22 protein-coding genes are annotated in these 25178 nt (G+C 52.1%); 9 read left to right on the top strand and 13 right to left on the bottom strand.

The genetic code is table 11. The features are described 5' to 3' along the window. Positions 1 to 164: 164 nt before the first annotated feature. Both Dpoa569_RS18595 and udp read right to left on the bottom strand, forming a co-directional pair. Entirely contained in the window at positions 165 to 947 is a 783-nt protein-coding gene (locus tag Dpoa569_RS18595; RefSeq protein WP_042873415.1) for a tyrosine-protein phosphatase, read from the bottom strand. 249 nt (positions 948 to 1196) lie between these two features. Beyond that, on the bottom strand, positions 1197 to 1958 hold the full coding sequence (gene udp / locus Dpoa569_RS18600; protein ID WP_042873416.1) for a uridine phosphorylase: 762 nt from the start codon (positions 1956 to 1958) through the stop codon (positions 1197 to 1199). A 288-nt stretch (positions 1959 to 2246) separates the two neighbouring features. On the opposite strand from udp, the gene Dpoa569_RS18605 reads away from it, so the two are divergent. After that, complete coding sequence (locus Dpoa569_RS18605) at positions 2247 to 3074, top strand: dienelactone hydrolase family protein (protein ID WP_146411640.1); 828 nt, start codon at positions 2247 to 2249, stop codon at positions 3072 to 3074. Positions 3075 to 3235: 161 nt separating this feature from the next. Here Dpoa569_RS18605 and metE read toward each other — a convergent pair whose 3' ends face one another. Continuing rightward, positions 3236 to 5503: a 5-methyltetrahydropteroyltriglutamate--homocysteine S-methyltransferase gene (metE, locus tag Dpoa569_RS18610; RefSeq protein WP_042873421.1), complete on the bottom strand. Its 2268-nt coding sequence runs from the start codon at positions 5501 to 5503 to the stop codon at positions 3236 to 3238. A gap of 104 nt (positions 5504 to 5607) precedes the next feature. Here metE and metR point away from each other — a divergent pair, with 104 nt between their 5' ends. Further along, the gene (gene metR / locus Dpoa569_RS18615; protein ID WP_071604351.1) at positions 5608 to 6543 is read left to right on the top strand and encodes an HTH-type transcriptional regulator MetR; all 936 of its coding nucleotides are present in this window, start codon (positions 5608 to 5610) and stop codon (positions 6541 to 6543) included. Here the strand turns inward: metR and Dpoa569_RS18620 are convergent. From Dpoa569_RS18620 to Dpoa569_RS18640, 5 genes are all read right to left on the bottom strand, one after another. Continuing rightward, entirely contained in the window at positions 6449 to 7348 is a 900-nt protein-coding gene (locus Dpoa569_RS18620; protein WP_042873425.1) for a carboxylate/amino acid/amine transporter, read from the bottom strand. The two genes, metR and Dpoa569_RS18620, sit on opposite strands and share 95 nt — an antisense overlap. A 205-nt stretch (positions 7349 to 7553) precedes the next feature. Then, on the bottom strand, positions 7554 to 8375 hold the full coding sequence (gene cysE, locus Dpoa569_RS18625) for a serine O-acetyltransferase (RefSeq protein WP_042873427.1): 822 nt from the start codon (positions 8373 to 8375) through the stop codon (positions 7554 to 7556). 117 nt (positions 8376 to 8492) lie between these two features. Next, complete coding sequence (gene gpsA, locus Dpoa569_RS18630; RefSeq protein WP_042873429.1) at positions 8493 to 9512, bottom strand: NAD(P)H-dependent glycerol-3-phosphate dehydrogenase; 1020 nt, start codon at positions 9510 to 9512, stop codon at positions 8493 to 8495. Further along, positions 9512 to 9982 carry a protein-export chaperone SecB gene (secB, locus tag Dpoa569_RS18635; RefSeq protein ID WP_042873431.1) on the bottom strand — a complete coding sequence of 157 codons (471 nt, stop codon included), beginning with the start codon at positions 9980 to 9982 and terminating at the stop codon, positions 9512 to 9514. The genes gpsA and secB overlap by 1 nt, the downstream gene beginning before the upstream one ends. A 99-nt stretch (positions 9983 to 10081) precedes the next feature. Continuing rightward, complete coding sequence (locus tag Dpoa569_RS18640) at positions 10082 to 10513, bottom strand: rhodanese-like domain-containing protein (protein WP_042873432.1); 432 nt, start codon at positions 10511 to 10513, stop codon at positions 10082 to 10084. 237 nt (positions 10514 to 10750) lie between these two features. Between Dpoa569_RS18640 and envC the strand changes: the two genes are divergently transcribed. Next, a complete protein-coding gene (gene envC / locus Dpoa569_RS18645) occupies positions 10751 to 12025 on the top strand; it encodes a murein hydrolase activator EnvC (RefSeq protein WP_050569514.1) in 1275 nt (424 codons plus the stop codon). A 41-nt stretch (positions 12026 to 12066) separates the two neighbouring features. Further along, the gene (locus Dpoa569_RS18650) at positions 12067 to 12972 is read left to right on the top strand and encodes a divergent polysaccharide deacetylase family protein (RefSeq protein WP_146411739.1); all 906 of its coding nucleotides are present in this window, start codon (positions 12067 to 12069) and stop codon (positions 12970 to 12972) included. 19 nt (positions 12973 to 12991) lie between these two features. On the opposite strand, the gene tdh is transcribed toward Dpoa569_RS18650, so the two are convergent. Continuing rightward, positions 12992 to 14032 (bottom strand): L-threonine 3-dehydrogenase, encoded by a 1041-nt coding sequence (tdh, locus tag Dpoa569_RS18655; protein ID WP_042873433.1) that lies wholly within the window; start codon positions 14030 to 14032, stop codon positions 12992 to 12994. A 10-nt stretch (positions 14033 to 14042) separates the two neighbouring features. Next, positions 14043 to 15239: a glycine C-acetyltransferase gene (locus Dpoa569_RS18660; protein ID WP_042873434.1), complete on the bottom strand. Its 1197-nt coding sequence runs from the start codon at positions 15237 to 15239 to the stop codon at positions 14043 to 14045. Between the two features lie 267 nt (positions 15240 to 15506). Between Dpoa569_RS18660 and rfaD the strand changes: the two genes are divergently transcribed. The 4 genes from rfaD to Dpoa569_RS18680 are packed head-to-tail and all read left to right on the top strand — an operon-like array spanning position 15507 to position 19964. Continuing rightward, the gene (rfaD, locus tag Dpoa569_RS18665; protein ID WP_146411643.1) at positions 15507 to 16439 is read left to right on the top strand and encodes an ADP-glyceromanno-heptose 6-epimerase; all 933 of its coding nucleotides are present in this window, start codon (positions 15507 to 15509) and stop codon (positions 16437 to 16439) included. A 30-nt stretch (positions 16440 to 16469) separates the two neighbouring features. After that, positions 16470 to 17522 carry an ADP-heptose--LPS heptosyltransferase RfaF gene (gene rfaF, locus Dpoa569_RS18670; protein WP_146411646.1) on the top strand — a complete coding sequence of 351 codons (1053 nt, stop codon included), beginning with the start codon at positions 16470 to 16472 and terminating at the stop codon, positions 17520 to 17522. Then, complete coding sequence (rfaC, locus tag Dpoa569_RS18675; RefSeq protein WP_042873438.1) at positions 17519 to 18481, top strand: lipopolysaccharide heptosyltransferase RfaC; 963 nt, start codon at positions 17519 to 17521, stop codon at positions 18479 to 18481. The genes rfaF and rfaC overlap by 4 nt, the downstream gene beginning before the upstream one ends. Positions 18482 to 18521: 40 nt before the next feature. Further along, positions 18522 to 19964, top strand: coding sequence for an O-antigen ligase family protein (locus Dpoa569_RS18680; RefSeq protein ID WP_042873441.1), 1443 nt, complete (start codon positions 18522 to 18524; stop codon positions 19962 to 19964). A 113-nt stretch (positions 19965 to 20077) separates the two neighbouring features. Here the strand turns inward: Dpoa569_RS18680 and Dpoa569_RS18685 are convergent, their stop codons facing one another. Further along, complete coding sequence (locus tag Dpoa569_RS18685; protein WP_042873442.1) at positions 20078 to 20968, bottom strand: GNAT family protein; 891 nt, start codon at positions 20966 to 20968, stop codon at positions 20078 to 20080. Between the two features lie 990 nt (positions 20969 to 21958). On the opposite strand from Dpoa569_RS18685, the gene Dpoa569_RS18690 reads away from it, so the two are divergent. Further along, positions 21959 to 22810, top strand: a complete 852-nt coding sequence (locus tag Dpoa569_RS18690) for a glycosyltransferase family A protein (protein ID WP_042873444.1) — start codon at positions 21959 to 21961, stop codon at positions 22808 to 22810. Positions 22811 to 23002: 192 nt separating this feature from the next. Here Dpoa569_RS18690 and Dpoa569_RS18695 read toward each other — a convergent pair whose 3' ends face one another. Next, positions 23003 to 24148: a glycosyltransferase family 9 protein gene (locus Dpoa569_RS18695; RefSeq protein WP_071604353.1), complete on the bottom strand. Its 1146-nt coding sequence runs from the start codon at positions 24146 to 24148 to the stop codon at positions 23003 to 23005. Continuing rightward, on the bottom strand, positions 24145 to 25110 hold the full coding sequence (locus tag Dpoa569_RS18700) for a polysaccharide deacetylase family protein (RefSeq protein ID WP_042873447.1): 966 nt from the start codon (positions 25108 to 25110) through the stop codon (positions 24145 to 24147). Before Dpoa569_RS18700 ends, Dpoa569_RS18695 begins: the two co-directional genes overlap by 4 nt. Positions 25111 to 25178: the final 68 nt, after the last annotated feature.

The following is a 25178-nucleotide window of genomic DNA, read 5'->3' on the forward strand; positions in this document are numbered from 1 at the left end:
ATAAACAATATTTATCTCAATATCAAAAATTCTATATTAACCGATTCACATCAGGCTTGATGACCTCACATCACCTCATCCCTCTTTTGGCAAGATGGCGTAAACCAGATTTCGGTAATGGAAGGCCATTCACACGCAGCAACCGGTATAAGCGTATAAGCAGCCTACGCCAGATACTTCTCTCGCAGCGCATCACGCGACGAGGCATCCAGACCATAATCCTGCGCCAGCCAGTTATCCACTGAACCATATCTGTCACGGATAGTATGCAACGCCGTCACCAGAAACTCTTCACGGGCGGAAAGCACGAAATCAAAGCGTTTCAGCGCCTTCTCGCTCAGACTCGATGCCAAATCTTCCAGCAACTGACGGCGAAACGGGGTAAGCGTAGACTCCGTGACCAGATAGTCTTCCATCACCGTCTGCTCATCTGCACCCAGTGCAAACAACACCAGCGCGCAACCGATGCCGGTCCGATCCTTACCCACCGCGCAATGTTGCACCAGCGCACCATCGTCAGGCTGGCGCAGCAACGCCACCAGATGTTGATACGCCGGATTGCCAAACGGTAAACGGCGATACAACTCCAGCATAAAAGCGCGGGAATCAAACGCTTCAAGTTTTTCCGACCCCAGAGTTTCCAGGCTGGCGGTCACTTCATGCCGCAACGGGTTGGCCGGTACCGGATGATAGCGAGCGCCAGACCACAGTCGGTCAGGCCGCAGCGCCGCTTCGTCCTGATCACGATAATCCACCACATGCGCCACCGGCACACTGGCGAGATGGTCGATATCTCGCTCGCTCAACATATCCAGCGCACCGGAGCGAAACAGTTTGCCACGCCGGACCTGTCGTCCACCCGCCACGCGGATGCCGCCCAAATCACGAAAATTAACGCCACCATCAAGCGGCAGCAACGAGGGATGCAGTAATGAGGATGAGGTCATATCTTTCCCTGTAGTTAGCAACAAAAGTGATCAACAAGCGTGATCAACGATGAGTTAGCCATACTGAATGATCATGGTTAAACCATCACCGAACCATGCAGACTGGTACGTATTATCAAACCTGACAATTAAATTAGCATGAAGGAAGACAAACAGATGAACAGCCTGTGGGAAAGCTGAAAAGGCGGTACGAAGATGATGCCGTGTCGTACCGCCGCGCCGAACGCATGTCCGGCGATGGAATCACACTTAAGCACTAAGCAGTTTGCGAGCTGCCGACAACACCACATTGACGGATGCATGTTCCGCTTTTTGCATCGTGGCAGTATCAGGTATTTCCTGCTGAGTACGGTTCACAATCACACCCGCTACCATCCCGGCGCGCAGGCCCTGACTGGCGCACATGGTCAGCAACGTGGCGGACTCCATTTCGTAGTTCAGCACGCCCATGCTCTGCCATTCAGCCATCGATCCCTGAAAACGCCGTACTACCCGGCCAGAATACGTATCGTAACGCTCCTGACCCGGATAGAAAGTATCCGACGAGGCAGTAATGCCGACATGCAAGGTCGCTCCGGCGTCATTCGCCGCCTGCGCCAATGCGGAGGTACAGGCAAAATCCGCCACTGCCGGGAACTCCAGCGGCGCAAAGTGCAAACTGGCACCGTCGAGACGTACCGCCGCTGTGGTGACCAGCACGTCGCCCACTGCAATATGCGGCTGGATAGCGCCAGTTGTACCAACCCGCAGGAAAGTGCGCACGCCCAGTTGCGCCAGTTCCTCCACCGCAATCGATGTGGACGGGCCACCAATACCGGTGGAGCAGACAATCACCGGTTTACCCGCCAGCTCCGCACGCCAGGAAGTAAACTCCCTATGCGATGCCAGAAAAACCGGGTTCTCCATCAACCGGGCGATTTTCTCTACGCGAGCAGGATCACCGGGCACAATCGCCAGCGTAGCCCCTTGTAAATCCTGCTTTGTTAAACCGAGGTGAAATACATCGGACATAAACGCCTCCCAGACAAGCTCTCAGTTACCCAACGATCTTAGCGCACAGATTGTCGCCATTAAGTGAAGTACATCGCTGATTGGAAAGTAACAAATATCTATTTACATTAATATTGTGATTTTAATCACATCAATGACTGTAATTAGCGCATGTTGCGTCACGCAATGTGGCACTGATTGCCCTATCTGGCTGCGACTATTCTCAATACACTACAAATTTTCTACACTTGCTTAACGCGGGAGCGACATTGCCCCGCAGGCAGATCCCGTCTTGATAAAGGAAAGGCAATGAAAACCGATGCGTTACTGACTCTCAGAGAGACCACACGGGCATTTTCGCCAGCCGTTATGCCGCTGGCTTCTTCCGCGATTATCACCGACGCCACCGGGCTGATTGCTGGTGAAACCACCATCCCCTCGCAAGGTGATAACCTACCTGCTTATGTCGCCAGGCCCGAACAGGCAGCCGACCCACTACCGATTGTCTTGGTGGTACAGGAAATCTTTGGCGTGCATGAGCATATCCGCGATGTGTGCCGACGACTGGCTAAACAAGGTTATCTGGCCATCGCACCAGAACTTTATTTCCGTCAGGGCGACCCGCAGCAGTACAACGATATTCCGACGCTGATGCACGAACTGGTCAGCAAGGTACCGGACAATCAGGTGCTGTCCGACCTTGACCATACCGCACATTGGGCAGTGCGTCAGGGCGGCGATGCCAAACGTCTGGCGATTACCGGTTTCTGCTGGGGCGGTCGCATCAGTTGGTTGTACGCCGCACATAATCCGCAGTTAAAAGCCGCCGTCGCCTGGTATGGCAAACTGGTTGCGGAAAAAACGCTAACCTCGCCGCAACATCCGGTGGATGTGGCGAAAGATCTGAGCGCACCGGTACTCGGACTTTATGGTGGGCAGGACAAAAGCATCCCGCTGGAACAGGTGGAAACCATGCGTCAGGCATTACGGGCGGCCAACGCCGATGCGGAGATCGTAGTTTATCCAGACGCGGACCATGCTTTCCACGCCGATTACCGCGCGACTTACCACGAAGCCTCAGCCAAAGACGGCTGGCAACGTATGCTGGCGTGGTTTGCACGCTACGGCGTGGTGTAATATCCCATGCGTAAACCGAAAAAAGCATAAGGGAGACGCTATCGTCTCCCTTGTTACATCTGGTGGTGATGAGGAATGTTCCGGCCCTGAGCATTACATCCTATGGTTCACACTCATCCTGTCATCCTTTGCGCCATTCCCCATCACCGTTTTCGGCTGACTCATTCCGCTGTTTCGCGCAGGCGCCTGGCTGCCTGCACCATGTTCGCCAGTGACTGACGGGTTTCTGGCCAGCCGCGGGTTTTCAGGCCGCAGTCTGGATTCACCCACAGGCGTTCTGCCGGAATACGCTGAGCCGCTTTACGCAGCAGCGCTTCAATCCACTCGACGCTCGGCACGTTCGGCGAGTGAATGTCGTACACGCCTGGGCCGATTTCATTCGGGTACTCGAACTCTTCGAACGATTCCAGCAGTTCCATGTCGGAACGCGAGGTTTCGATGGTGATCACGTCCGCATCCAGTGCAGCAATGGAATCCATGATGTCGTTGAATTCGCAGTAACACATGTGGGTGTGAATCTGAGTATCATCTTTCGCTACCGCCGCATTCAGGCGGAACGCATCAACAGCCCACGCCAGATAAGCCGCCCAGTCAGAGCGGTGCAACGGCAAGCCTTCACGCAGCGCCGGTTCGTCAATCTGAATGATGCCGATACCGGCCTGCTCCAGATCCGCCACTTCGTCGCGCAGCGCCAGCGCAATCTGCTTAGCAATGGTTTCACGGCTGACATCTTCACGTGGGAAAGACCAGCACAGAATGGTGACCGGCCCCGTCAACATACCTTTCACCGGCTTGCTGGTCAGTGACTGGGCATACTTCGCCCACTCAACCGTGATTGGTTCCGGACGGCTGATATCGCCAATCACTACCGGCGGTTTCACGCAACGGGAACCGTAGCTCTGTACCCAACCGTTCTGGGTGAACACAAAGCCATCCAGATGCTCGCCGAAATATTCCACCATATCGTTACGCTCGGCTTCGCCGTGCACCAATACATCCAGTTCCAGACGTTCCTGCTCCACAATCGCCTGTTTGATGTGCTCGGCAATGCCGGTACGGTAGTTCTGACCATCCAGACGACCCTGCTTGAAATCCAGACGCAGACTGCGAATTTCGGTGGTCTGCGGGAACGAACCGATGGTGGTGGTCGGCCAGTCTGGTAGCTGGAAACGCGCACGCTGCGCTTGTGCACGAACCGGGTACGGATTCTGACGCTGGCTGTCCTGTGCGGTGATCGTCGCCAGGCGCTTCGCCACCTCCGGGTTGTTAACACGAGCAGACGTCTGGCGGGCGCGGATCGGTGCGCTATATGCCACCAGTTCATCGCCATTGCCGCTATTGAGCGCACGGGTCAGCAGCGCCAGTTCCTGACACTTCTGAATGGCAAAGGCAAACCAGCTTTTTACTTCTTCATCCAGACGGGTTTCAACGCTGAGATCAATTGGGCTGTGCAGCAAAGAACAGGAGCTACCCAGCCACAGCGTACGTTTACCCAGCAGCGGTTGCAGACGCGCAAACCAGCTCGCCAGATCGGCACGCCATACATTACGACCATTGATTACGCCCAGCGACAACACCCAGTCAGCCGGCAACTGTGCGTTCAGCGACGCGGCGTCATCTTTGCCGTGCACCAAATCGACATGCAGACCTTGCACCGGCAGCGCCTTAATCACGTCCAGATTCTGGCCGATGCTGTCAAAATAGGTGGTCAGCAGCAATTTCACCTGCCCTTGCAGCGCATCGTAAGCTGGTTTAAATGCCGCTTTCCATTCGTCGTCCAGTTCCAGCGCCAGCAGCGGTTCGTCAATCTGCACCCACTCGATGCCGCGTTTAGCCAGTCCGGCCAGCACCTGCTGATACACCGGCAGCACGGCGCTTAGCAGATCCAGACGGTTAAAGGCTTCGCCTTTAACTTTACCCAGCCACAGGTAGGTCACCGGGCCGAGCAGCACGGGCTTCACTTGGTGACCCAGCGCTAATGCCTCATCGACTTCATCCAACAGTTGGGTCCAGGTCAGCGCGAACTGCTGGCCTTTGGTGAATTCCGGCACCATGTAGTGATAGTTGGTGTTAAACCATTTGGTCATTTCAGCGGCGGCGGCGGGTTCACCGGTTGGAGCACGGCCACGGCCAATACGAAACAGGGTATCCAGATTAACGGAACCATCCGCATTCTGGTGACGGGCAGGTACATTTCCCAACAGCAAGCTGGTGGTCAGCACATGATCGTACCAGGCGAAGTCGCCCACCGGCAGCAGTTCCACGCCGGCGTCTTTCTGCTGCTGCCAGTGACGGGCACGCAGCTCACGGCCCACGGCCAGCAGATCGTCCTGCGTGCTGTTCCCTGCCCAATAGCTTTCCTGTGCTTTTTTCAGTTCACGACGCAGACCGACGCGCGGAAAACCGAGAGTGTGATTTAAAATTGCCATGCCCGAATCCTCATTTAGCCGTCCAGATGTTTACACATCCATAATCCGCAGGTAGTGTAGTAAGTACAAGCGCAATTTATTCACTGTCACTGTGAAGGACTCTCATGATCGAACTTAAACACTTACGGACGCTGCAGGCGCTGCGCAACACGGGATCGTTAGCCGCTGCCGCTGCACAGCTCCATCAGACGCAATCCGCTTTGTCGCATCAGTTCAGCGATCTGGAACAACGGCTGGGATTCCGCTTGTTCGTCCGTAAGAGCCAGCCACTGCGCTTTACGCCGCAGGGAGAAATCCTGCTGCAACTGGCCGAACAGATCCTGCCGCAGATTCAGCAGGCACTGCAGGCGTGCAACGAGCCACATCAAACTACGCTACGGCTGGCGATCGAGTGTCACAGTTGCATTCAGTGGCTGACGCCGGCACTGAAGAATTTTCATCAGAACTGGCCGCAAGTGGTGATGGATTTCAAATCCGGCGTCACCTTTGACCCGCAGCCCGCGTTGCAACAGGGCGAGCTGGATCTGGTGATGACCTCTGACATTCTGCCGCGCAGCGGCCTGCACTATTCGCCGATGTTCGACTTTGAAGTAAGGCTGGTGTTGTCGCCGGATCATCCGCTGGCCGCCAACGCCGTGATTGTGCCGGAGGATCTGGCGCAGGAAACGCTGATGATCTACCCGGTACAACGTCAGCGGCTGGATGTGTGGCGTCACTTTTTACAGCCGGCAGGAGTCAGCCCGTCATTAAAAAGCGTAGACAACACCCTGCTACTGATCCAGATGGTGGCGGCGCGTATGGGAATCGCCGCGCTGCCGCACTGGGTGGTGGAAAGTTTTGAACACCAGGGATTAGTGGTCACCAAACCCCTGGGAGAAGGCTTGTGGTGCAGGCTGTACGCCGCCGTGCGTGATGGAGAGCAGCGTCAACCGGTTATCGACGCATTTATTCGCTCTGCGCGTCAGCACGCCTGCGACCATCTGCCGTTTGTACGGGATGCTTCACGACCCAACGCTGGTGTACCCACAGCGAGGACATAATAATCGCCGTACCGATGATGAAGCTCGACCAGTCTGGCGTTTTGTGCCAGATAGCGAAATTGACCAGCAACCCAGCCGGGACGTGAAAGTTGTTCATGATACTCAACGTACCGGCGTCCACCTGGGTAGCGCCATAGTTCCACATGAAATAGCCAAGGCCGGATGCCCCTACCCCAAGCCAGACCAGAATACCCCACTGCAATGTCGTGGCCGGTAATTTGGCTGGGTTACCAAACAGCATCCAGGCGGTCAGCGTCACGACCGCCGCCCCCAGATAGAACCAGGAGAACGCACTGTGCTGTGGCATCGGGTGAACTTCCATCAGCCGTTTATATCCCACCTGACCGACCGCAAAACAGATATTGGCTGCCTGAACCAGCACAAAACCCCACCAGAAATGGGTACTGACGCCATGATAATGAATCACTACCGCGCCCAATACCGCCAGTAGCGCACTCATGGCATAACCCCAGCGCAGGCGCTGCCGGGCGAGCAGATCATAAATCAGGGTCACGTACAACGGCGTCATCACGGTAAACAGCACAAACTCCGGTACGGTCAGGTAAAGATAGGCACGGAACATAAACAAGTACATGATGCCTAACTGGAGCGCGCCGACCAGCAAATACAGCCCCAATACGTTGGGAGAATAGCCGCGCCAGCGCAGAAAAGGCAAAAACACCAGCGCCGCCAGCACCAGCCGGAACATGGCGGAGAACCAGCTATCGACCTGGCCTGCCAAATATTCGCCAATCAGGCTAAAGGAAAATGCCCACAGAATAGTGGTGATGATTAATAACGGCACAATGTGACTCGCTCCATAGCACGAAACAGATGAAGCATTGTAGTCGAGTTACGCGGCTGAATTTCCCTCAACATGGTTTACATCAGAATAAAATACCATCAGTTGGTTATTCGAAATTGCCAGCGTAGCCATAACCGCCGATAGGTTCCCACGGGTTGCAGGCGTCTTTAAACGCCATTATCGTCAGTCCAGCGGTTATGCCAGGTTAAATGCCGTCGCCGTCTTCAAAACCGCGCAGCGAACCGTTGAAATACTGGTCCATATCCAGCGAGGGTTTATCGGTTTCCGGACGGCCAACAATGCGCGCCGGCACGCCTGCGGCAGTAGTATGTGGCGGCACCGGTTGCAACACCACCGACCCTGCGCCAATCTTGGCGCCGCACCCCACCTCAATATTGCCCAGAATCTTAGCACCCGCGCCAATCATCACGCCTTCACGAATTTTGGGGTGGCGATCGCCGTTGGTTTTACCGGTTCCCCCCAGGGTGACCGATTGCAAAATAGACACGTCGTTTTCTACTACAGCGGTTTCACCAATCACGATGCCAGTGGCATGGTCCAGCATGATACCGCAACCGATACGCGCCGCCGGGTGAATATCTACGCCAAACGACACTGAAATCTGATTCTGCAGGTAGATAGCCAGCGCGCGGCGCTCCTGCTGCCACAACCAATGACCGATACGATAAGCCTGCAGAGCATGAAACCCTTTCAGATAAAGTAGCGGCGTTGAATATTTATCCACCGCCGGATCTCGCAGCCGTACCGCCAGAATGTCGCGGGCAGCGGACGCAATCATCTGCGGGTCAGCACGATAAGCCTCTTCTACCACTTCGCGGATAGCGATTGCCGGCATGATGGCATTGGCCAGCTTGTTTGCCAGCATATAGCTTAACGCACTGCCCAAATTTTCATGTTTCAGCAGTGTCGCGTGAAAGAAGCTGGCCAACATCGGCTCGCATTCCGCCAGACTGCGCGCTTCTTCCTTAATGTGTTTCCAAACCAGTTCCAGTTCATCATTCGACATCGCGACACCTCTTTGAAAACCGTCAACCACTGCTTAAATACCGACTACTTCACAACTCGCTATAAGAATAAAACAACAACGGGCCTCCCGTGGGAAGCCCGGCTAATAATGTTGCTGTTACAGGCTGGCGCTTTCGTCTTTACGTGCCCGGCCCAACAGGCTCAACGCCGCTTCGCGCGCGTCTTTACCGCAATACAGCACTTGCCAGAGCTGTTCGGTAATAGGCATCTCCACGCTATAACGCTGCGCCAGCGCCACCACTTCCTTGGTATTACGGTAACCTTCCACCACCTGGCCAATCTGGTTCTGGGCACTGACGACATCCATCCCTTGCCCCAGCATCATGCCGAAACGGCGGTTACGTGACTGGTTGTCGGTGCAGGTCAGCACCAGATCGCCCAAGCCCGCCATACCCATGAACGTAGTCGGGTCAGCGCCCAGCGCCACGCCCAAACGTGTCATTTCAGCCAGACCGCGCGTGATCAATGCGGTACGCGCATTGGCGCCGAACCCCATCCCATCGGACATGCCGGCGCCGATGGCAATCACGTTCTTCACCGCACCGCCCAACTGTACGCCGACAAAGTCAGGGTTGCTGTAGACGCGAAAACTTTTGCCGCAGTGCAGCAGATGTTGCAAATCGTCGGAAAACGACGGTTCAGTCGATGCCAGCGCAATCGCAGTCGGCAACCCGGCGGCCAGCTCTTTGGCAAACGTCGGCCCGGAGAGCACCGCCAGCGGGATGGCGTCACCCAGCGCTTCGCGGGCGACATCCTGCAACAGGCGTCCCGTTTCCGCTTCCAGCCCCTTGGTCGCCCACACCAGCCGTGCATCTGCTCGTAGATGAGGCTTGAGCTGGCGTAGCACATCGCCAAACACATGGCTCGGCACCACCACCAGAATATTACAGCTGGCAGCCAGCGCCTGCGACAAGTCTGTTTCCAGTTGCAACGAATCTGGAAATGGTACATCAGGCAGAAACGCCTGATTGCAGCGAGCCGCCTGCAACGCCTGAATATGCTCAGGGTCATGTCCCCACAACACTACACGGTGGCCGTTGCGGGCCACCGTGATAGCCAGTGCGGTGCCGTAAGACCCGGCACCGATCACCGTGATTGCAGCATCAGACCTGCTCATCAGGCATTCAGCGTCTGAGCGCTGCCGTCCTGACCTGCCTGTTGTTCCAGGTAGTTCATAAACAGCGCGTCAAAGTTAACCGGCGCCAGGTTCAACTGCGGGAAGGTACCACGGGATACCAGGCTGGTGATGCATTCACGCGCGTACGGGAACAGCACGTTCGGGCAATAAGCGCCAAGGCAGTGCGCCAACTGAGTACCTTCGATGCCGGCAACGGTGAAGATGCCCGCCTGCTGTACTTCGCACAGGAACGCCGTTTCTTCGCCGATAGTAGACGTCACCGTCACACGCAGCACCACTTCGTACACATCGTCAGCCAACTGGGTGGATGCGGTATCCAGGTCCAGTTTAACTTCCGGGTTCCACTCCTGTTGGAATACCTGAGGCGCGTTCGGCGCTTCAAAAGAAATATCCTTGGTGTAGATACGCTGGATCTGGAAAGTCATTTCGACGTTGTTTTGTTCAGACATGTTGAATAATACCCTTTCGTTAGATTTCCTTGCGCGCTGCCCCTCGTCAGGAAGGACACGCCATAACACAAACAGGCCCCCCTCTTCCGGGAGAGCGTATTACTTACCGCGCACCAGCGGGAGATTTTCACCGCTCCAGCCAGCCAGCCCGTCTTTCAGAACCACGACGCGTTCAAACCCTGCTTTGAACAGGTTTTCCGCCGATTCACGAGATGACATGCCGTTAGCGCACACCACAATCACCGGTTGCGCTTTGTGCTTTTCCAGTTCGCCCAGGCTGCCGCTCTTGATGTCGTTCGGCAACAGGTTGACGGCGCCAGCAATATGACCACGGCGGTAATCATCACGATTACGGGTGTCTACCACCACCGCATCTTCTTTATTGATCAATTGGATCGCTTCACCACGAGCCACTTCTTTTACCTTGGACAGTTTACTCTTCACCGTAAGCACAATGACAGCGACCAGCAGGGCAATCCAGGCCAGGCTCAGAATCGTGTGTCGGCTGATGAATGGCATAATCTCTTGCATGGGGTGTAACGACTCCGAAATCAGTTAAGCAATTCAAATACAGGGTGTCTGAGTATACCTGTGCGATACTGCAATTACAGCCTGTAAGCCAACATCGCATCACGATTCTGCGCGACGATTTGCATTTATCTACGTGATTCAGCCCTGTCAACAAGCAGACTACTGTCATGGATGGAAATAGAAATCCCTGACCAGACAACTGGTAAGGCGCGGTTCATCGTGGAATAATCTTTCGCCATGAGCAAAAAAGCGTTCTCTGTACCGTTCCCAACGGGTCGTAACAAACTGTTAAGCCGGTGCGCCAGTGTGCTTTGTGTTGGCGTGCTGCTGTTGCCATGCCCAGGCTGGAGCGACGATAGTCAGCAGCAGTTGAAATCGCTGCAACAGGATATCGCAGAGAAGGAAAAAAGCGTTCGGGAGCAGCAGCAACGCCGTAGTGCCCTGCTGGAGCAACTGAAAAAGCAGGAACAGTCTATTGCTCAATCTACCCACCAGTTACGTGAAACCCGCGCCACCCTTGAGCACCTGAACCAGGATATCAGCGGTCTGAACGCCTCTATTACTAAGCTGCACACGCAGCAGAAAAGACAGGAAACTCTGCTGGCGAAACAGCTTGATGCGGCGTTTCGTCAGGGACAGCATGGCGCACTGCAACTGATCCTCAGCGGTGAAGAGAGCCAGCGTCGTGAACGTATCCTTGCTTACTTCAATTACCTGAATAAAGCACGCGAACAATCCATCACCGAGCTACAGCAAACTCGTGCGCAGCTAGCCAGCCAGAAGCTGCAACTGGAGCAGAAACACGCGCAACAAAAACGCCTGCTCGGCGACCAACAGCAACAACAGAACACACTGGAACAAGCTCAGAGCGAACGGCAAAAGACCTTAGGCGCACTGGAAAATACGCTGGAAAAAGACCAGCAGCAGTTGACGGAACTACGCCAGAACGAAACCCATCTGCGCGACCAGATTGCACGGGCAGAACGCGAAGCCAAAGCGCGAGCGGAGCGTGAAGCCCGCGAGGCCGCCCGACTGCGCGAAAAAGAAGAACAGGCCAAACGTAGCGGCGCCAGTTATAAACCTAACGAGCAGGAGCGCTCATTGATGGCGCGTACTGGTGGCTTAGGCCAGCCAGCCGGCCAATATGTGTGGCCGGTACGCGGACGCACACTACACCGTTTCGGCGAGCCATTGCAGGGCGAACTGCGCTGGAAGGGGCTGGTGATCGGCGCATCCGAAGGGACGCAAGTGCACGCTATCGCCGATGGCACCGTGTTAATGGCAGACTGGCTACAGGGTTACGGCCAGGTGGTAGTGCTGGAACACGGTAAAGGCGACATGAGCCTGTACGGTTATAACCAGAGCGCGCTGGTGTCGGTAGGCGCGCACGTGAAAGCCGGTCAGCCGATAGCCTTAGTCGGCAACAGCGGCGGGCAGAGTCAGTCCGCTCTCTATTTTGAAATTCGGCGTCAGGGACAGGCGGTCAACCCCTTACCCTGGCTAGGAAGGTAAGTGTGCAACCATTATTCTCTCGCTTGCTGACTATCACCGGTATGACCCTCACCGGCACGCTGCTGGCCCTTCCCGTCTGGGCTGGCAAACTGGCATTGGTGATTGATGATTTCGGCTATCGCCCGCATAACGAAAATCAGGTGCTGGCGATGCCTGCCGCCATTTCCGTAGCGGTCCTGCCTAATGCGCCGTATGCCCGCGACATGGCGACCAAAGCTCATGCACAAGGTCATGAAGTGTTGATTCACCTGCCGATGGCACCGATGAGCAAACAACCGCTGGAACGAGACACGCTGCGCCCCGACATGAGCAGCGAGGAGATAGCGCGTATCCTGCGTGACGCGGTCAACAAGGTGCCTTACGCCGTTGGGTTGAACAACCACATGGGTAGCGCCATGACCGCCAGCCTGCCGGGAATGCAGAAGGTGATGCAGGCGATGACTGCCTACCCTCTCTACTTTCTCGATAGCATGACTATCGGCAGCAGTCAGGCCAGCCGGGCAGCGGCAGGCACCGGCATCAAAGTGCTCAAACGCAAAGTATTTTTGGATGACACCCAGAACGTTGCCGATATCCGACGCCAGTTCAGCCGTGCCGTGGAGATAGCGCAACGCAGCGGATACGCCATCGCTATCGGCCACCCTCATCCCGCCACGATTCAGGTATTGCAGCAGATGCTGCCGACGCTACCGGCGGATATCGTACTGGTACGCCCCAGCCAGTTGCTGAACGAAGCAGAACCGCGCTACACGCCGGTGCCGACGTACCTCGCGTCACAACCGGCCACACCGGTGCAAAAACGCCTGCGCCCTGTTCAGGTTTGCCCCATCAAACAACCGCTGCCCACTATCTCTCAACCTGAGTTGTGGCGACAGCTCGGACGCAATCTGGCAACCAGCCCCGCCGTCAGCTACCTGAAACAACACTGGCAGACCTGGCTGGGATAACGACACGCGCCGCCTCCCCTTACCCGGCGGCGCATGACTCCCAGCTCAGCACAACCTTGCCGGACTGGCCGGATCGCATCACATCAAAACCTTGCTGAAAGTCATCAATCGCGTAGCGGTGGGTGATGATGGGCGACAGATCCAACCCCGATTGGATCAACGCCGCCATTTTGTACCAGGTTTCGAACATCTCCCGGCCATAAATACCTTTAATCACCAGCCCTTTGAAAATGATGTCGCTCCAGTCTACCGCGACCGCTTCCGGCTGAATCCCCAGCATGGCGATGCGACCACCGTGATTCATCACCGATAGCAACGTGCGAAAAGCAACAGGCGAACCGGACATCTCCAGCGCAACGTCAAATCCTTCAGTCATCCCCAGTTCCCGCATCACATCAGCTAATGATTCCTGCGACACATTCACCGCACGGGTCACCCCCATCTGCTGCGCCAGCGCCAGTCGGTAGTCATTCACATCGGTAATCACCACATGACGGGCACCGACATGACGACACACGGCTGCCGCCATCACGCCAATAGGGCCAGCGCCGCTCACCAGCACGTCTTCGCCCACCAGATCAAACGCCAACGCGGTATGCACCGCGTTGCCGAACGGATCGAAGATGGCGGCGATCTCATCGGGAATCGCCGCCGGGAGGCGGAACGCGTTATACGCCGGAATCACCAGATACTCGGCGAACGCTCCTGGCCGGTTAACCCCGACGCCAGACGTATTGCGGCACAGATGACGACGCCCGGCACGGCAGTTGCGACAATAACCGCAGGTAATATGTCCTTCACCTGAAACCCGATCACCAATCCTGAACCCTTCCACTTCCTGCCCAATCGCAACGATTTCACCGACATACTCATGCCCAACCACCATCGGTACCGGAATGGTTTTCTGCGACCACGCATCCCAGTTGTAGATATGCACGTCTGTGCCGCAAATCGCGGTTTTATGGATTTTTATCATCACGTCGTTGTGGCCCGGTTCCGGCACCGGAACATCCGTCAGCCAGATGCCCGGCTCCGGGCGTAATTTCGCCAGTGCTTTCATCACCCTATCCTCACTCCACCACATTCAGACGGTGACTGACCCGAATAAACGCCGCAACAGCCTGTTCAATCTGCTCTGGCGTATGCGCCGCCGACATCTGGGTACGAATGCGCGCCTGACCGTGCGGCACCACCGGATAGCAAAAACCGGTAACGTAAATCCCCTCTTGCTGTAAAGCCGCGGCGAATGCCTGCGCCAGTCGGGCATCCCCCAGCATCACCGGAATAATGGCGTGATCCGCACCGGCGAGCGTAAACCCGGCATCGGTCATCCGCTGGCGGAACAGACTGGCGTTGTGCCACAAACGCTGACGCAACGCCTGCCCATCGCGCAGCAGGTCCAATACCGTGATCGATGCGCTGACAATAGACGGCGCTAACGCATTGGAAAACAGATACGGTCGGGATCGCTGGCGCAGCCACTCCACCACCTCTCGGCGGGCAGCGGTATACCCGCCGGAAGCACCGCCCAGCGCTTTGCCGAGCGTACCGGTAATAATGTCCACCCGCCCCATCACCTGACAGTATTCATGGGTGCCGCGCCCGTTCTCGCCGACAACCCCCACGGCGTGAGAGTCGTCTACCATGACCAGCGCGTCGTAACGCTCGGCTAAATCGCAGATGCCGCGCAGATTGGCAATTACGCCATCCATCGAAAACACGCCATCGGTGGCAATCATCAGATTACGCGCCCCTTCCGCCCTGGCCAGTTGCAACTGGGCTTCCAACTGATGCATGTCATTGTTGCCATAACGATAACGACGCGCTTTTGACAGACGAATACCGTCGATAATCGAGGCATGGTTGAGTGAGTCGGACACAATCGCGTCCTCCTCGCCCATCAGGGTTTCAAACAGCCCGCCGTTAGCATCAAAGCAAGAGGAGTAAAGAATGGTGTCTTCCATACCAAGAAACTCCGCCAGCCGGTGCTCCAGCGTCTGGTGGATATCCTGTGTGCCGCAGATAAAACGCACCGATGCCATGCCAAAGCCGTGGCTGTCCAGTCCGGCTTTGGCCGCACTAATCAAAGCCGGATGATTAGCCAGACCCAGATAATTGTTTGCACAAAAATTAATCAGCCCGCCGCCATTCGCCACCGTGACTTGCGCCTGCTGCGCCGTGGTGATCGGTCGTTCTTCCTTAAACAGCCCCTCGTCGTGTAGCGAGACAAGCTGAGCGGTCAGCTGTTGATAAAACGCATCAGGCATGGCACGGCTCTCCTTATTTTTTCCGTCATTCGCCTCCCGCCCGGTGGCGGCAGATCTCTGAACGTAAAGGTAGTGGAGAAATGCGAATCAGAGTGGTGGGTAGGCCACAAAACGCCACGGCGGTCACACCGAAAATGCGAAGCGACTGGCAAGAAAACAGCGGGAAAAATAGCGCAGGATGCCTGTGGTGCGCCGAAATGCTATGATAGCGCTCAACAGGTGTGGAGCGTGGTGCTCCACCAGCACGTTTAGCACAAGGTAACTCCCATGATTATCGTAACTGGCGGCGCCGGCTTCATCGGCAGCAACATCGTAAAGGCGCTGAATGATGATGGATACCGGGATATTCTGGTGGTCGACAACCTTAAAGATGGCACCAAGTTCGTCAATCTGGTCGATCTGGACATTGCCGACTACATGGATAAGGAAGATTTCATCGCCAGTATCGTTGCCGGCGACGACCTGGGCGATATCGACGCCATCTTCCATGAAGGCGCCTGCTCCTCCACCACCGAGTGGGACGGCAAGTACATGATGGATAACAACTATCAGTACTCCAAAGAAGTACTGCACTACTGTCTGGAGCGCGGCATCCCATTTCTGTACGCGTCTTCCGCCGCGACTTACGGTGGGCGCACCGACAACTTCGTGGAAAACCGCCAGTACGAGCAGCCGCTCAACGTCTACGGTTACTCTAAGTTCCTGTTCGACCAATATGTGCGCGATATTCTGCCGCAGGCCGACTCGCAAATTTGCGGCTTCCGCTACTTTAACGTCTACGGGCCGCGCGAAAGCCACAAAGGCAGTATGGCAAGCGTCGCATTCCACCTGAACAATCAGATCAATCAGGGCGAGAATCCGAAACTCTTCGCCGGCAGCGAAAATTTCAAACGCGACTTCGTTTATGTCGGTGACGTGGCGGCGGTAAACCTGTGGTTCTGGCAGCATAACGTTTCCGGCATCTTCAACTGCGGTACTGGCCGCGCCGAATCCTTCCAGGCTGTGGCGGACGCGGTGCTGGCCTGGCACAACAAAGGCAGTGTGGAATACATTCCCTTCCCGGAAAAACTAAAAGGCCGCTATCAGGCTTACACTCAGGCAGACCTCACTAATCTGCGCGCTGCCGGTTACGACAAACCATTCAAAACGGTAGCTGAAGGGGTAGCTGACTACCTGACCTGGCTGAACCGCAACGCCTGATTCGCTTTGCCGTAAGGAAACACGAACGGTATGAAAATTCTGGTTATCGGTCCTTCCTGGGTGGGCGATATGATGATGTCGCACAGTTTTTATCGCACTCTGAAGGCCGAACACCCGGACGCTATCATTGATGTGATGGCGCCGGCCTGGTGTCGCCCGCTGCTGGCGCGTATGCCTGAAGTGCGCCAGGCATTGCCTATGCCGCTGGGGCACGGCATGTTGGCGCTCGGCGAGCGTCGGCAACTGGGGGTATCCCTGCGTGAACAGCAATATGACCACGCCTATGTGCTGCCCAACTCCTTCAAATCGGCCCTGGTCCCCTTCTTTGCCAACATCCCGCGCCGCACCGGCTGGCGCGGTGAAATGCGCTACGGTGTGCTCAACGACCTACGGATTCTGGACAAGACGGCGTTCCCATTGATGGTGCAGCGTTATGTGGCACTGGCCTATGACCGGTCACGTATCCGCAGCGCAGCTGATTTGCCCCAGCCTTTATTGTGGCCCCGGCTTACGGTGAACGACGCAGAAATTGCCGATATCGCCGCCGCCTTTAATCTTACCGATACCCGACCGTTGATCGGCTTTTGCCCCGGCGCGGAGTTCGGCCCAGCCAAACGCTGGCCGCATTACCACTACGGTGCACTGGCACAGGTGCTTATCGAGCAAGGTTATCAGGTCGTGCTGTTTGGCTCGAAAAACGACCATCAGGCGGGGGAAGACATTCGACAAACCCTGAGCACCGATACGCGTGAGCATTGCCTTAATCTGGCAGGGCAAACGACGCTGGATCAGGTGGTCGTGCTGATCGCCGCCTGTCAGGCGATAGTCAGTAACGATTCCGGCCTGATGCATGTAGCAGCAGCGCTCAACCGCCCGTTGGTGGCGCTGTATGGCCCAAGCAGCCCGGACTTTACCCCGCCGCTCGCCCATCAGGCTGAGGTTATCCGCCTGATCACCGGTTATCAGCGGGTACGCAAGGGCGATGCGGAGCAAGGCTATCACCAGAGCCTGATCGATATTCAGCCGCAACAGGTGCTGGATGCGCTGTCACGCTATCTTCCCATCAAAGGGGAGCCAGCATGAGAGTATTGATTGTCAAAACCTCATCTATGGGTGATGTGCTGCATACCCTGCCAGCCCTGACCGATGCCATGCAGGTGATTCACGGCATCCAGTTTGACTGGGTAGTAGAAGAAGGATTCGCTCAGATCCCCAGCTGGCATCCGGCGGTTGACCGCGTTATCCCGGTGGCTATTCGTCGCTGGCGCAAAAGCTGGTTCAGCCGTGAAACTCGCGCAGAGCGGGCTGCGTTCAAAAAACAGCTGCGGGAAAAGCGCTACGATGCGGTTATCGATGCACAGGGACTACTGAAAAGCGCGGTGCTGGTGACCCGCCTGGCCTTAGGCAACAAGCACGGGCTGGACTGGAAAAGCGCCCGCGAACCGTTGGCAAGCTGGTTTTATCAGTATCGACATCCGATAAGCCGCCAGCAACACGCGGTAGAACGCATTCGGGAACTGTTTTCCTTCAGCCTGAACTACCGCAAGCCCGTAGAACAGGGCGATTATGCGATTGCAGCGCGTTTTTTGTCGGCGCACCCCGCTGACAGTCAGCCGTATCTGGTGTTTCTACATGCCACTACGCGGGATGAAAAACACTGGCCGGAGGCACACTGGCGCGAGTTGATCGCACTGGCTGAAGCTCGTGGGCTACGCATCAAACTCCCCTGGGGCGCAGAGCACGAGCACCAGCGGGCGCAGCGGCTGGCAACCGGGTTTTCTCACGTGGAAGTGCTGCCCCGGCTTACCCTGGAACAGGTCGCTGGCGTGCTGGCTGGTGCACAAGCCGTGGTATCGGTAGATACCGGACTCAGCCACCTTGCCGCCGCGCTGGACCGACCCAACATCACGCTGTACGGCCCGACCGATCCGGGATTGATTGGCGGTTACGGCCAAAACCAGGTTGCGTTGATATCTTGTAACAATAATATGAGTAGTACTTCCGCCGAAAGTGTATTCGAACAGCTCACAGATAAGATATAACGCCTCTGCTTTATGTCGGTGTGACAAATGAAAGCAACAGGTGGATATCAGGAGCCTGGCGGCAGACCAAGCTGTGCAAGCCAATACATCAAAGCAAGGCATTCGGAAAAATATGTTAAAACTTAACAAAAAAATCGCAATGTTATTTTTACTATCCATGACATTGCTACTTTGTGCGTTTTGGGCCAGCCCAAGCCAAGTTCTTCCCTTTCATAGAAATTTCTTAATTTATGGTGTCTTTTTTATTTCTATCGTATTTATATTCAAAGATAGAACGTTCCTGAAAAAAGTAGATTATAGCAAAATAAAAGATATTGCATGGGTATTAGCCATCATGACCATGATTACACTGGCATGTGGTATTTTTTTCTCACCTGCTCATAAAGAAATGTTCAGGGCATGGCATAGTCAATGGTTACGGCCATTAATGCTCTTTGCTTATGGATTGATATTTTACCCATTAGTCTCAACTTACATAAAGAATATCAGCACACGTGGAATCATTACGGCTATTATTGTTAGTTTTTGGGCGCCAATTTTTTTTCACACGCTTTCTTTCTTTTATATTTTATTTAAAACAGGGAGTATACCCTGGGGGGAAACCTATATATTTCCTTCTCGCCTTGAATTAAGTTTTCAAATTAACTTAATCAGCATGGTCATTTTTACCGATCTGTTTCTTCGCATCTTTAATGAAGAAAATTTACTGACACTAAAAACCAGAACCGTGGCTTTCTTAGTCATCATCGACATTATTGCTACTGCATTCTCTAACACCCGTTGGGGTACCGTCGGTATGATTATGGGGCTATTATCTATAGGATTTATTTTTCTTATAAAAAAAGCAAAAAAAACAAACCTTATTAAAGCATCAATTCTTATTGGGTTAATAACAGCATTTATTCTTAGCGTCGGCATATTCTCCTATAAAGAAGACCCACGATGGAAAGGAATAGAAGAGGATATAATTATTGGGTGGAATGTCCCTAGTAATAGCTTTTGTTTTATATTCGAAAATCAAAATAAAATTACTCCGCTCCGCAAGGATGGCACTCCCGCAAATCACTCCAATACATGTCGCATAGCCTATTTTCATCAGGCAAGTAATCTTATTATTGAACATCCATTGGGTTTGGGAACAAGTAAAACCGCCTTCCTTTATCGATTACAGGAAAAATATCGTAATCCCTCAATTGATATCAGCCACAGCCACAGTGGTATCTTAGAATATGGACTACAGTATGGAATTATAGGTATATTTTTATGGATAGGATACAATCTATTATTATTGAAAAAATCTTATCATGCTTTTTTTAAAGAAAACAAAGCAGCTGGAATAGTATTATTCCTAATTTCAGGTGGTTTTTTATTCCGCTCGGCAGTGGATCGCATTCTCCTTGACCATTATATGGAAGAATATATGTTCTTGTGTGGTCTCCTATTGTGCCTGATATCATATCGAGATAGTCAAGATAAAAAATGATGATTAGGCCTGAAAAATAATATTAAAATGGAGTTCCCTCCTGGAACTCCACTTTAATTCATTAATAACGTTACCTTTATAGTCAGATTACACCCGCTTATAGTAAAAATAACTTATATCGTTATTACTCTTCCCACTCGGTAAGCGTTACACCAACGTTTCTTATATTCTCCGGACATCATCCCGAATGAATAGGTTAATGGCGCATGGCACGCCAAAGCCTGAGACTCAATCAATTGCAAATTTCTCCACATCATAAGAGTTCCCAGGGAATGATTTTTTACTGATGTGTCATAACCGATGTTAATGAAGTCTACGAACAGGCCATAGTTAGATAACGAAGATAAATTTAACTGGAATGCTACAGGCTCATTATTAATAAGAGCTACATCACCAATAAAATCCTTTTGGAAGGAGTGAAAGAAATCTTTCCCTACCTGTGAGAAGGCTGATTTTTCAGGTCTTCTTTTGGAATACAAATCACAATAAATAGAATATAGCTCTCCAGCCTGGAATTCAGACAAACTTCGGAAAGAACCGCCATCCTCCAGAAATTTCTTCATCTCTCGATTCCTTGTCGATATCGTCTTCTTTGAAAATTCTGATAACGACTTAGAGATGGCAACATCTCTTTTAGAAAGAATGCTAAAGGATGCATTAAAAACATTGATATTATCTAAGGAAAGGTGCTTAGATTTGAAAGGAATGACACAACCAGTCCCGTTAAGAAAAGGGAGCTTTATAGTATATCCAGGTATAGGGATTTCTGATGTTTGACTCTTCGGGTTTTTGACATCATTACATAGCCATCCGTTATCGACACAACAAGCCCCGGTAATCACTCCCTTTTTTTTAAGCAAGAAAAACTCTAAAGCGGCGCCATGCTCCATGGCAAATTCTAAAAAATACGGTGATGTTTCCGCATTAAAACCGTATTTCAAAGCAATTTCCCTATAGTCGTGGAAAGCGCATCGCTCCCACCCTAAATATTTAATAATTATCATTTGAATATCGTCTATAACTGACTATATTAAATGTAAGGCTCAGGATTTTCTGATATATACCCGTCATACTTCAAGTTGCAGGTGCGTTGGCTGCCCTCGCTCACCCCAGTCACTTACTTGAGTAAGCTCCTGGGGATTCACTCAGTTGCCGCGTTACAAGGCTCATATGAGCCTTGCCCTAACGGGCCAACGCGTTGCGTTGTTCAACGCGCGAGCGCGTTGTCCTGCAACTCGAATTATTTAGGGTATATTCACTTCATCAAATTTTATATTATATAAATTCCGAACTAAATTTTATCTTAGTCCTATCAGAATTTCCTATCAGCCTGCCCCTGGAATGTTCACTCACCTTGATCCACACAGGTATCTGCATGTCTGTAAGCTTTAAATTTTTAAACTTTTCGAATATCTAACCCTTGAATTTTGAATCTGGAAATGTACCAAAATAGTGTACAAGAATCCCATCAGGACTTCCGCTTGTACTTTTATTATGCACTTTGTTGCATCTTCATGTATAGTCAATCATGGAAAAATTATGTGTACATATGTGTAATGTCGTTTATCTAATTATTGATTTAAAATCGTGGCTGATACACAGCACCGAAACCAGCCAGATTAGAAAATAGGATTTTCCTGCTGTGTAAAATTTAGCATGTTCAACTAAGAAAAAGATGTAATGTAATTGATAAACACACCACGAAATCAATATATACCCATCATACTTCAAGTTGCAGGTGCGTTGGCGGCATTCGCTCACCCAAATCATTTACTTTACTAAGCTCATAGGGATTCACTCAATTACCAACCTTTCTGCAGGTCAAATTATTTTGAGTATCACACCACAGTGAATTAAATATTTTATCGTACAATAGGATAAATATACTTCAGAAATATAGTGTCAGACCTACCCTCCACAATGCATAAACTTATTGCATTAACATCCCACAACAAATATACTACTTCTTATTTAAATTAAAACCAATATAATTTATGAAAGACGAAAACAAGTTCATTAAAGTAGATAAGTCTCATATAAAACTAAGTTACATTACCCATTTCTATTGCAATCAGAATGACATAAATTCTGTTGTATCATTATTACGTGAATATGAAAAATATGATCCAAAACTTTTGGATGTCATTCAATTTGTAATCGTTGATGATGGCTCTCCCGTTAATTATGATATTCCTGATGTTAATCTCAATATTACCTGGTTAAAAATAAATGAAGATATAAAATGGAATCAGGCTGGCGCAAGAAACCTCGGTGTCCTGTATGCCAAATCTGACAAATTTGTCGTTACGGATCTTGATCATATTATCCATGAAAACACACTGCGATACATGGCGCGCAGACGCAACCCAGGTCGTTCTTTCTTTAAAATTTATCGCAATTCACCGGAAAATCCTGGAAAAATATACAAAGGTCACTCGAACCTTTTTTTCATGTCACGCGCGAGATTCATGCGATTCTTTGGCTATGATGAGGAATTTTCGGGGAATTATGGTGCGGAAGACTACCGCTTCGTGAAGTATCAGAAATATCAGGGCTCTATTCAACGTTATCTGCCAAAAAAATATCTTTGTTCAGAACGAAATCTTGACCGTGATAAATCATATCATACCCTAACGCGCGATCTCTCTGCCAACACCCCCATCGATGCCAGAAAGAAATATGAAATCGAAACCTATGGTAAAGAATATGGCCACAGCCGTATGTTTCTGAATTTCACCTGGAGCATAATAAAATGTCACCATCGAGCCGCTCCTACACCACAGCAGAATAAGTGGTGGAAGCCCTTATGGTGGTTTAGATATGCTTTCGCTTTCCTTGCCCGTTAGAAAAAAAGACATCTCTCTGGAAATATAAAACCGGGAGATGTCTGCCACATCTTAATGTGACAACGCAGTGGCGTATTGTTATACCCATCATACTTCAAGTTGCAGGTGTGCTGGCTGTTTTCGCTCACCCGAATCACTTATCTGAGTCAGCTCACCGGTATTTACTCTCTTGCCGCCTTCCTGCAATTCGAATTATTTTTGGGTATATACCTCTGTGCTTTCTTTTTTCACCGCGTATTTAGTCACATCAATCTTTTCTATTCGCTCACGAACTTTGGCTTCTACCTGCTGCAAGGAAATAAGCCTCATAAGATTATCTGTCTGTATATTAAGATTATTTTGTATACCATAGATAATATCATGCAATTCGGGGTCCTGATACGGTCCAGTCAGCGCCGGCGTTGCGGTAACAAACAGGCTCACTGTCGGTACCCGTAGTGCAACGGCAAGATGTAACGGCCCGGTATCCCCCGTTAATAACATGTCCATACCCTGAATAGTAGCGACCAACTCTTTGAGAGTCGTAGCACCAATATTGTTAAGCACCCTGGAATGATATTGGTTATCCAGTGTGTTGAAAAATGCTTTCCCTTGAGCAATCTCTCTCTCACCACCGCCTATCAGCACAATATCAATACGTTCATCCGATGCGCACACACGTTCCGTCAGACGAGCAAAATACTCAACAGGCCAACAGCGTTCCGGTGTCGACGCCCCCATCTGGAAACCCAACACGATTCTGTGTTCATGTTTAATCGCAGGAGCAAGAGGAAACGGAATACGCATGGCAATGTCATTAATATCGGCGCCCAGCATAGCAACCAGTTCCAACCGCCGCTGGATAAGATGACCATGAAAACCGATAACATACCCAGACAGCCACCGGTTCATTGCCTCAATGCCGTCCTGATGGTTGTCGCGCAAAACATAACGCGCACCAGACAGCACCGCGCTCAAATAGTCGTATGGATCGTGGGAGTGCAAAATAATCGCTAAATCTGGCTCAGCAATATTCCGAATATCTTTCACCAGACGGGGGACAGAGTTGACCTTACTATTCCAGCACAAGACGTGCTGCCACTCCGATCCATCAACCACCAACTCATACAACTTTTGATGTACCACCAGCGTAATGGTGGCATCGGGAAAACGTTGGCGTACCGCATGTATCGCTGGCGTATTAAACATAAAATCGCCCAGCGCCGTCGTGGAATAAATGACGATATGAGAAAAATTGGTTTCATCCATTAATTGCTGTGCTGACTGCAAGCGCACTTTTCTGGGCGCAACCAACCGTAAGTAAAGATCAACCGCCTTGAACTTCCAGCCTTTCTTCATGCTTTAGCAACCTTGATACTCTGATAATACTCATAAAGCGTTTTACCCTCGGTTCGCTCTGACAACCAGGCAAACAATTGCGCCAAATCGTCATACAGTGCTTCTATCTGCGCCTCATTGGTGAATGTCGGGCTGCCACCTGGCATAAACTCTGAAGAGTGCAGCATAAACTCAACATAATCGCTCCCTTGCGCCAGAGTCCTCTCCACCACCATTTTCATCTGCGCCAGATTGTTTCTTTTCGGCCTCAGCCAGTGGACTGAAGGGCTACGCCTTTTACCCGCCAGTCGATCAAACGTCTGCTTCAGACCATTGACGATAGCGTTATGTTTGTATTGGATGCTCATCGGTACTTCAAGCAATGCAGACTCACCCGGCCTGTCAATCTGATTAATATCCATGAAATAGGCATGATGCGGGAAACCGCTGTAATCCGTTCCGCCTGTGCCCTGTGGTGCGCCGAGAGCCGTCTGCCAGTTGACGCGAGGCGTTACCGAACAATCCACCCGGTAACCAAACTCAACCAGCAGTCTGGCATAAGTCGTATTCATGGCCCAACGGCCAGCGCGGTGGCTGCGCATAGGCACCTGAAACGTCTCTTCCAGCAGCGACGTCATATAAGCGATTTTTTGACGCATGACCTCTTCAGGATATTCAATAAGATAAGGCTTATGATGCCAGTCATTGCCAGTCAAATCATGTTCCGGGGGGCTGTTCCAGGCGTGCAAATGCATCCCTACTTCCCCTTGATTCCTGGCGATAACATCACGCGCAAACTCAACATACGCAGGATCGCTTGCCATCTCATAGTTGGTCAGCCAAGTGGGTTTAAAGCCGTATTGTTCGCACAATGCCTGAAAGCGCGGTAGATAACGGGTATTTTCTGTCAAAATACGCTCGTCGTTCTGCCAAAGATTATCACCTTCAGTATCGATCGTAATGATAAACGCGGGTTTACTCATGGAAGTATTCACCTGATAGCCTGGGAAGCTTATGTTACGCAAGCTGCGTTCACTCCGTAAACCGTAAA

Source organism: Dickeya poaceiphila (genome assembly GCF_007858975.2).
In the GTDB taxonomy this organism is placed as follows: Bacteria; Pseudomonadota; Gammaproteobacteria; order Enterobacterales; family Enterobacteriaceae; genus Dickeya; species Dickeya poaceiphila.

Excerpts from the sequence above, each read along its gene's own strand:
- Dpoa569_RS18685 (WP_042873442.1), bottom strand. The coding sequence starts at position 20,968 with ATGATAATTATTAAATATTTAGGGTGGGAGCGATGCGCTTTCCACGAC.
- Dpoa569_RS18690 (WP_042873444.1), top strand. The coding sequence starts at position 21,959 with ATGAAAGACGAAAACAAGTTCATTAAAGTAGATAAGTCTCATATAAAA.
- metE (WP_042873421.1), bottom strand. The coding sequence starts at position 5,503 with ATGGCAATTTTAAATCACACTCTCGGTTTTCCGCGCGTCGGTCTGCGT.
- Dpoa569_RS18695 (WP_071604353.1), bottom strand. The coding sequence starts at position 24,148 with ATGAAGAAAGGCTGGAAGTTCAAGGCGGTTGATCTTTACTTACGGTTG.
- udp (WP_042873416.1), bottom strand. The coding sequence starts at position 1,958 with ATGTCCGATGTATTTCACCTCGGTTTAACAAAGCAGGATTTACAAGGG.
- metR (WP_071604351.1), top strand. The coding sequence starts at position 5,608 with ATGATCGAACTTAAACACTTACGGACGCTGCAGGCGCTGCGCAACACG.
- envC (WP_050569514.1), top strand. The coding sequence starts at position 10,751 with ATGAGCAAAAAAGCGTTCTCTGTACCGTTCCCAACGGGTCGTAACAAA.
- rfaD (WP_146411643.1), top strand. The coding sequence starts at position 15,507 with ATGATTATCGTAACTGGCGGCGCCGGCTTCATCGGCAGCAACATCGTA.
- Dpoa569_RS18640 (WP_042873432.1), bottom strand. The coding sequence starts at position 10,513 with ATGCAAGAGATTATGCCATTCATCAGCCGACACACGATTCTGAGCCTG.
- Dpoa569_RS18660 (WP_042873434.1), bottom strand. The coding sequence starts at position 15,239 with ATGCCTGATGCGTTTTATCAACAGCTGACCGCTCAGCTTGTCTCGCTA.
- Dpoa569_RS18595 (WP_042873415.1), bottom strand. The coding sequence starts at position 947 with ATGACCTCATCCTCATTACTGCATCCCTCGTTGCTGCCGCTTGATGGT.
- secB (WP_042873431.1), bottom strand. The coding sequence starts at position 9,982 with ATGTCTGAACAAAACAACGTCGAAATGACTTTCCAGATCCAGCGTATC.
- cysE (WP_042873427.1), bottom strand. The coding sequence starts at position 8,375 with ATGTCGAATGATGAACTGGAACTGGTTTGGAAACACATTAAGGAAGAA.
- Dpoa569_RS18700 (WP_042873447.1), bottom strand. The coding sequence starts at position 25,110 with ATGAGTAAACCCGCGTTTATCATTACGATCGATACTGAAGGTGATAAT.
- rfaF (WP_146411646.1), top strand. The coding sequence starts at position 16,470 with ATGAAAATTCTGGTTATCGGTCCTTCCTGGGTGGGCGATATGATGATG.
- Dpoa569_RS18650 (WP_146411739.1), top strand. The coding sequence starts at position 12,067 with ATGACCCTCACCGGCACGCTGCTGGCCCTTCCCGTCTGGGCTGGCAAA.
- rfaC (WP_042873438.1), top strand. The coding sequence starts at position 17,519 with ATGAGAGTATTGATTGTCAAAACCTCATCTATGGGTGATGTGCTGCAT.
- Dpoa569_RS18605 (WP_146411640.1), top strand. The coding sequence starts at position 2,247 with ATGAAAACCGATGCGTTACTGACTCTCAGAGAGACCACACGGGCATTT.
- gpsA (WP_042873429.1), bottom strand. The coding sequence starts at position 9,512 with ATGAGCAGGTCTGATGCTGCAATCACGGTGATCGGTGCCGGGTCTTAC.
- tdh (WP_042873433.1), bottom strand. The coding sequence starts at position 14,032 with ATGAAAGCACTGGCGAAATTACGCCCGGAGCCGGGCATCTGGCTGACG.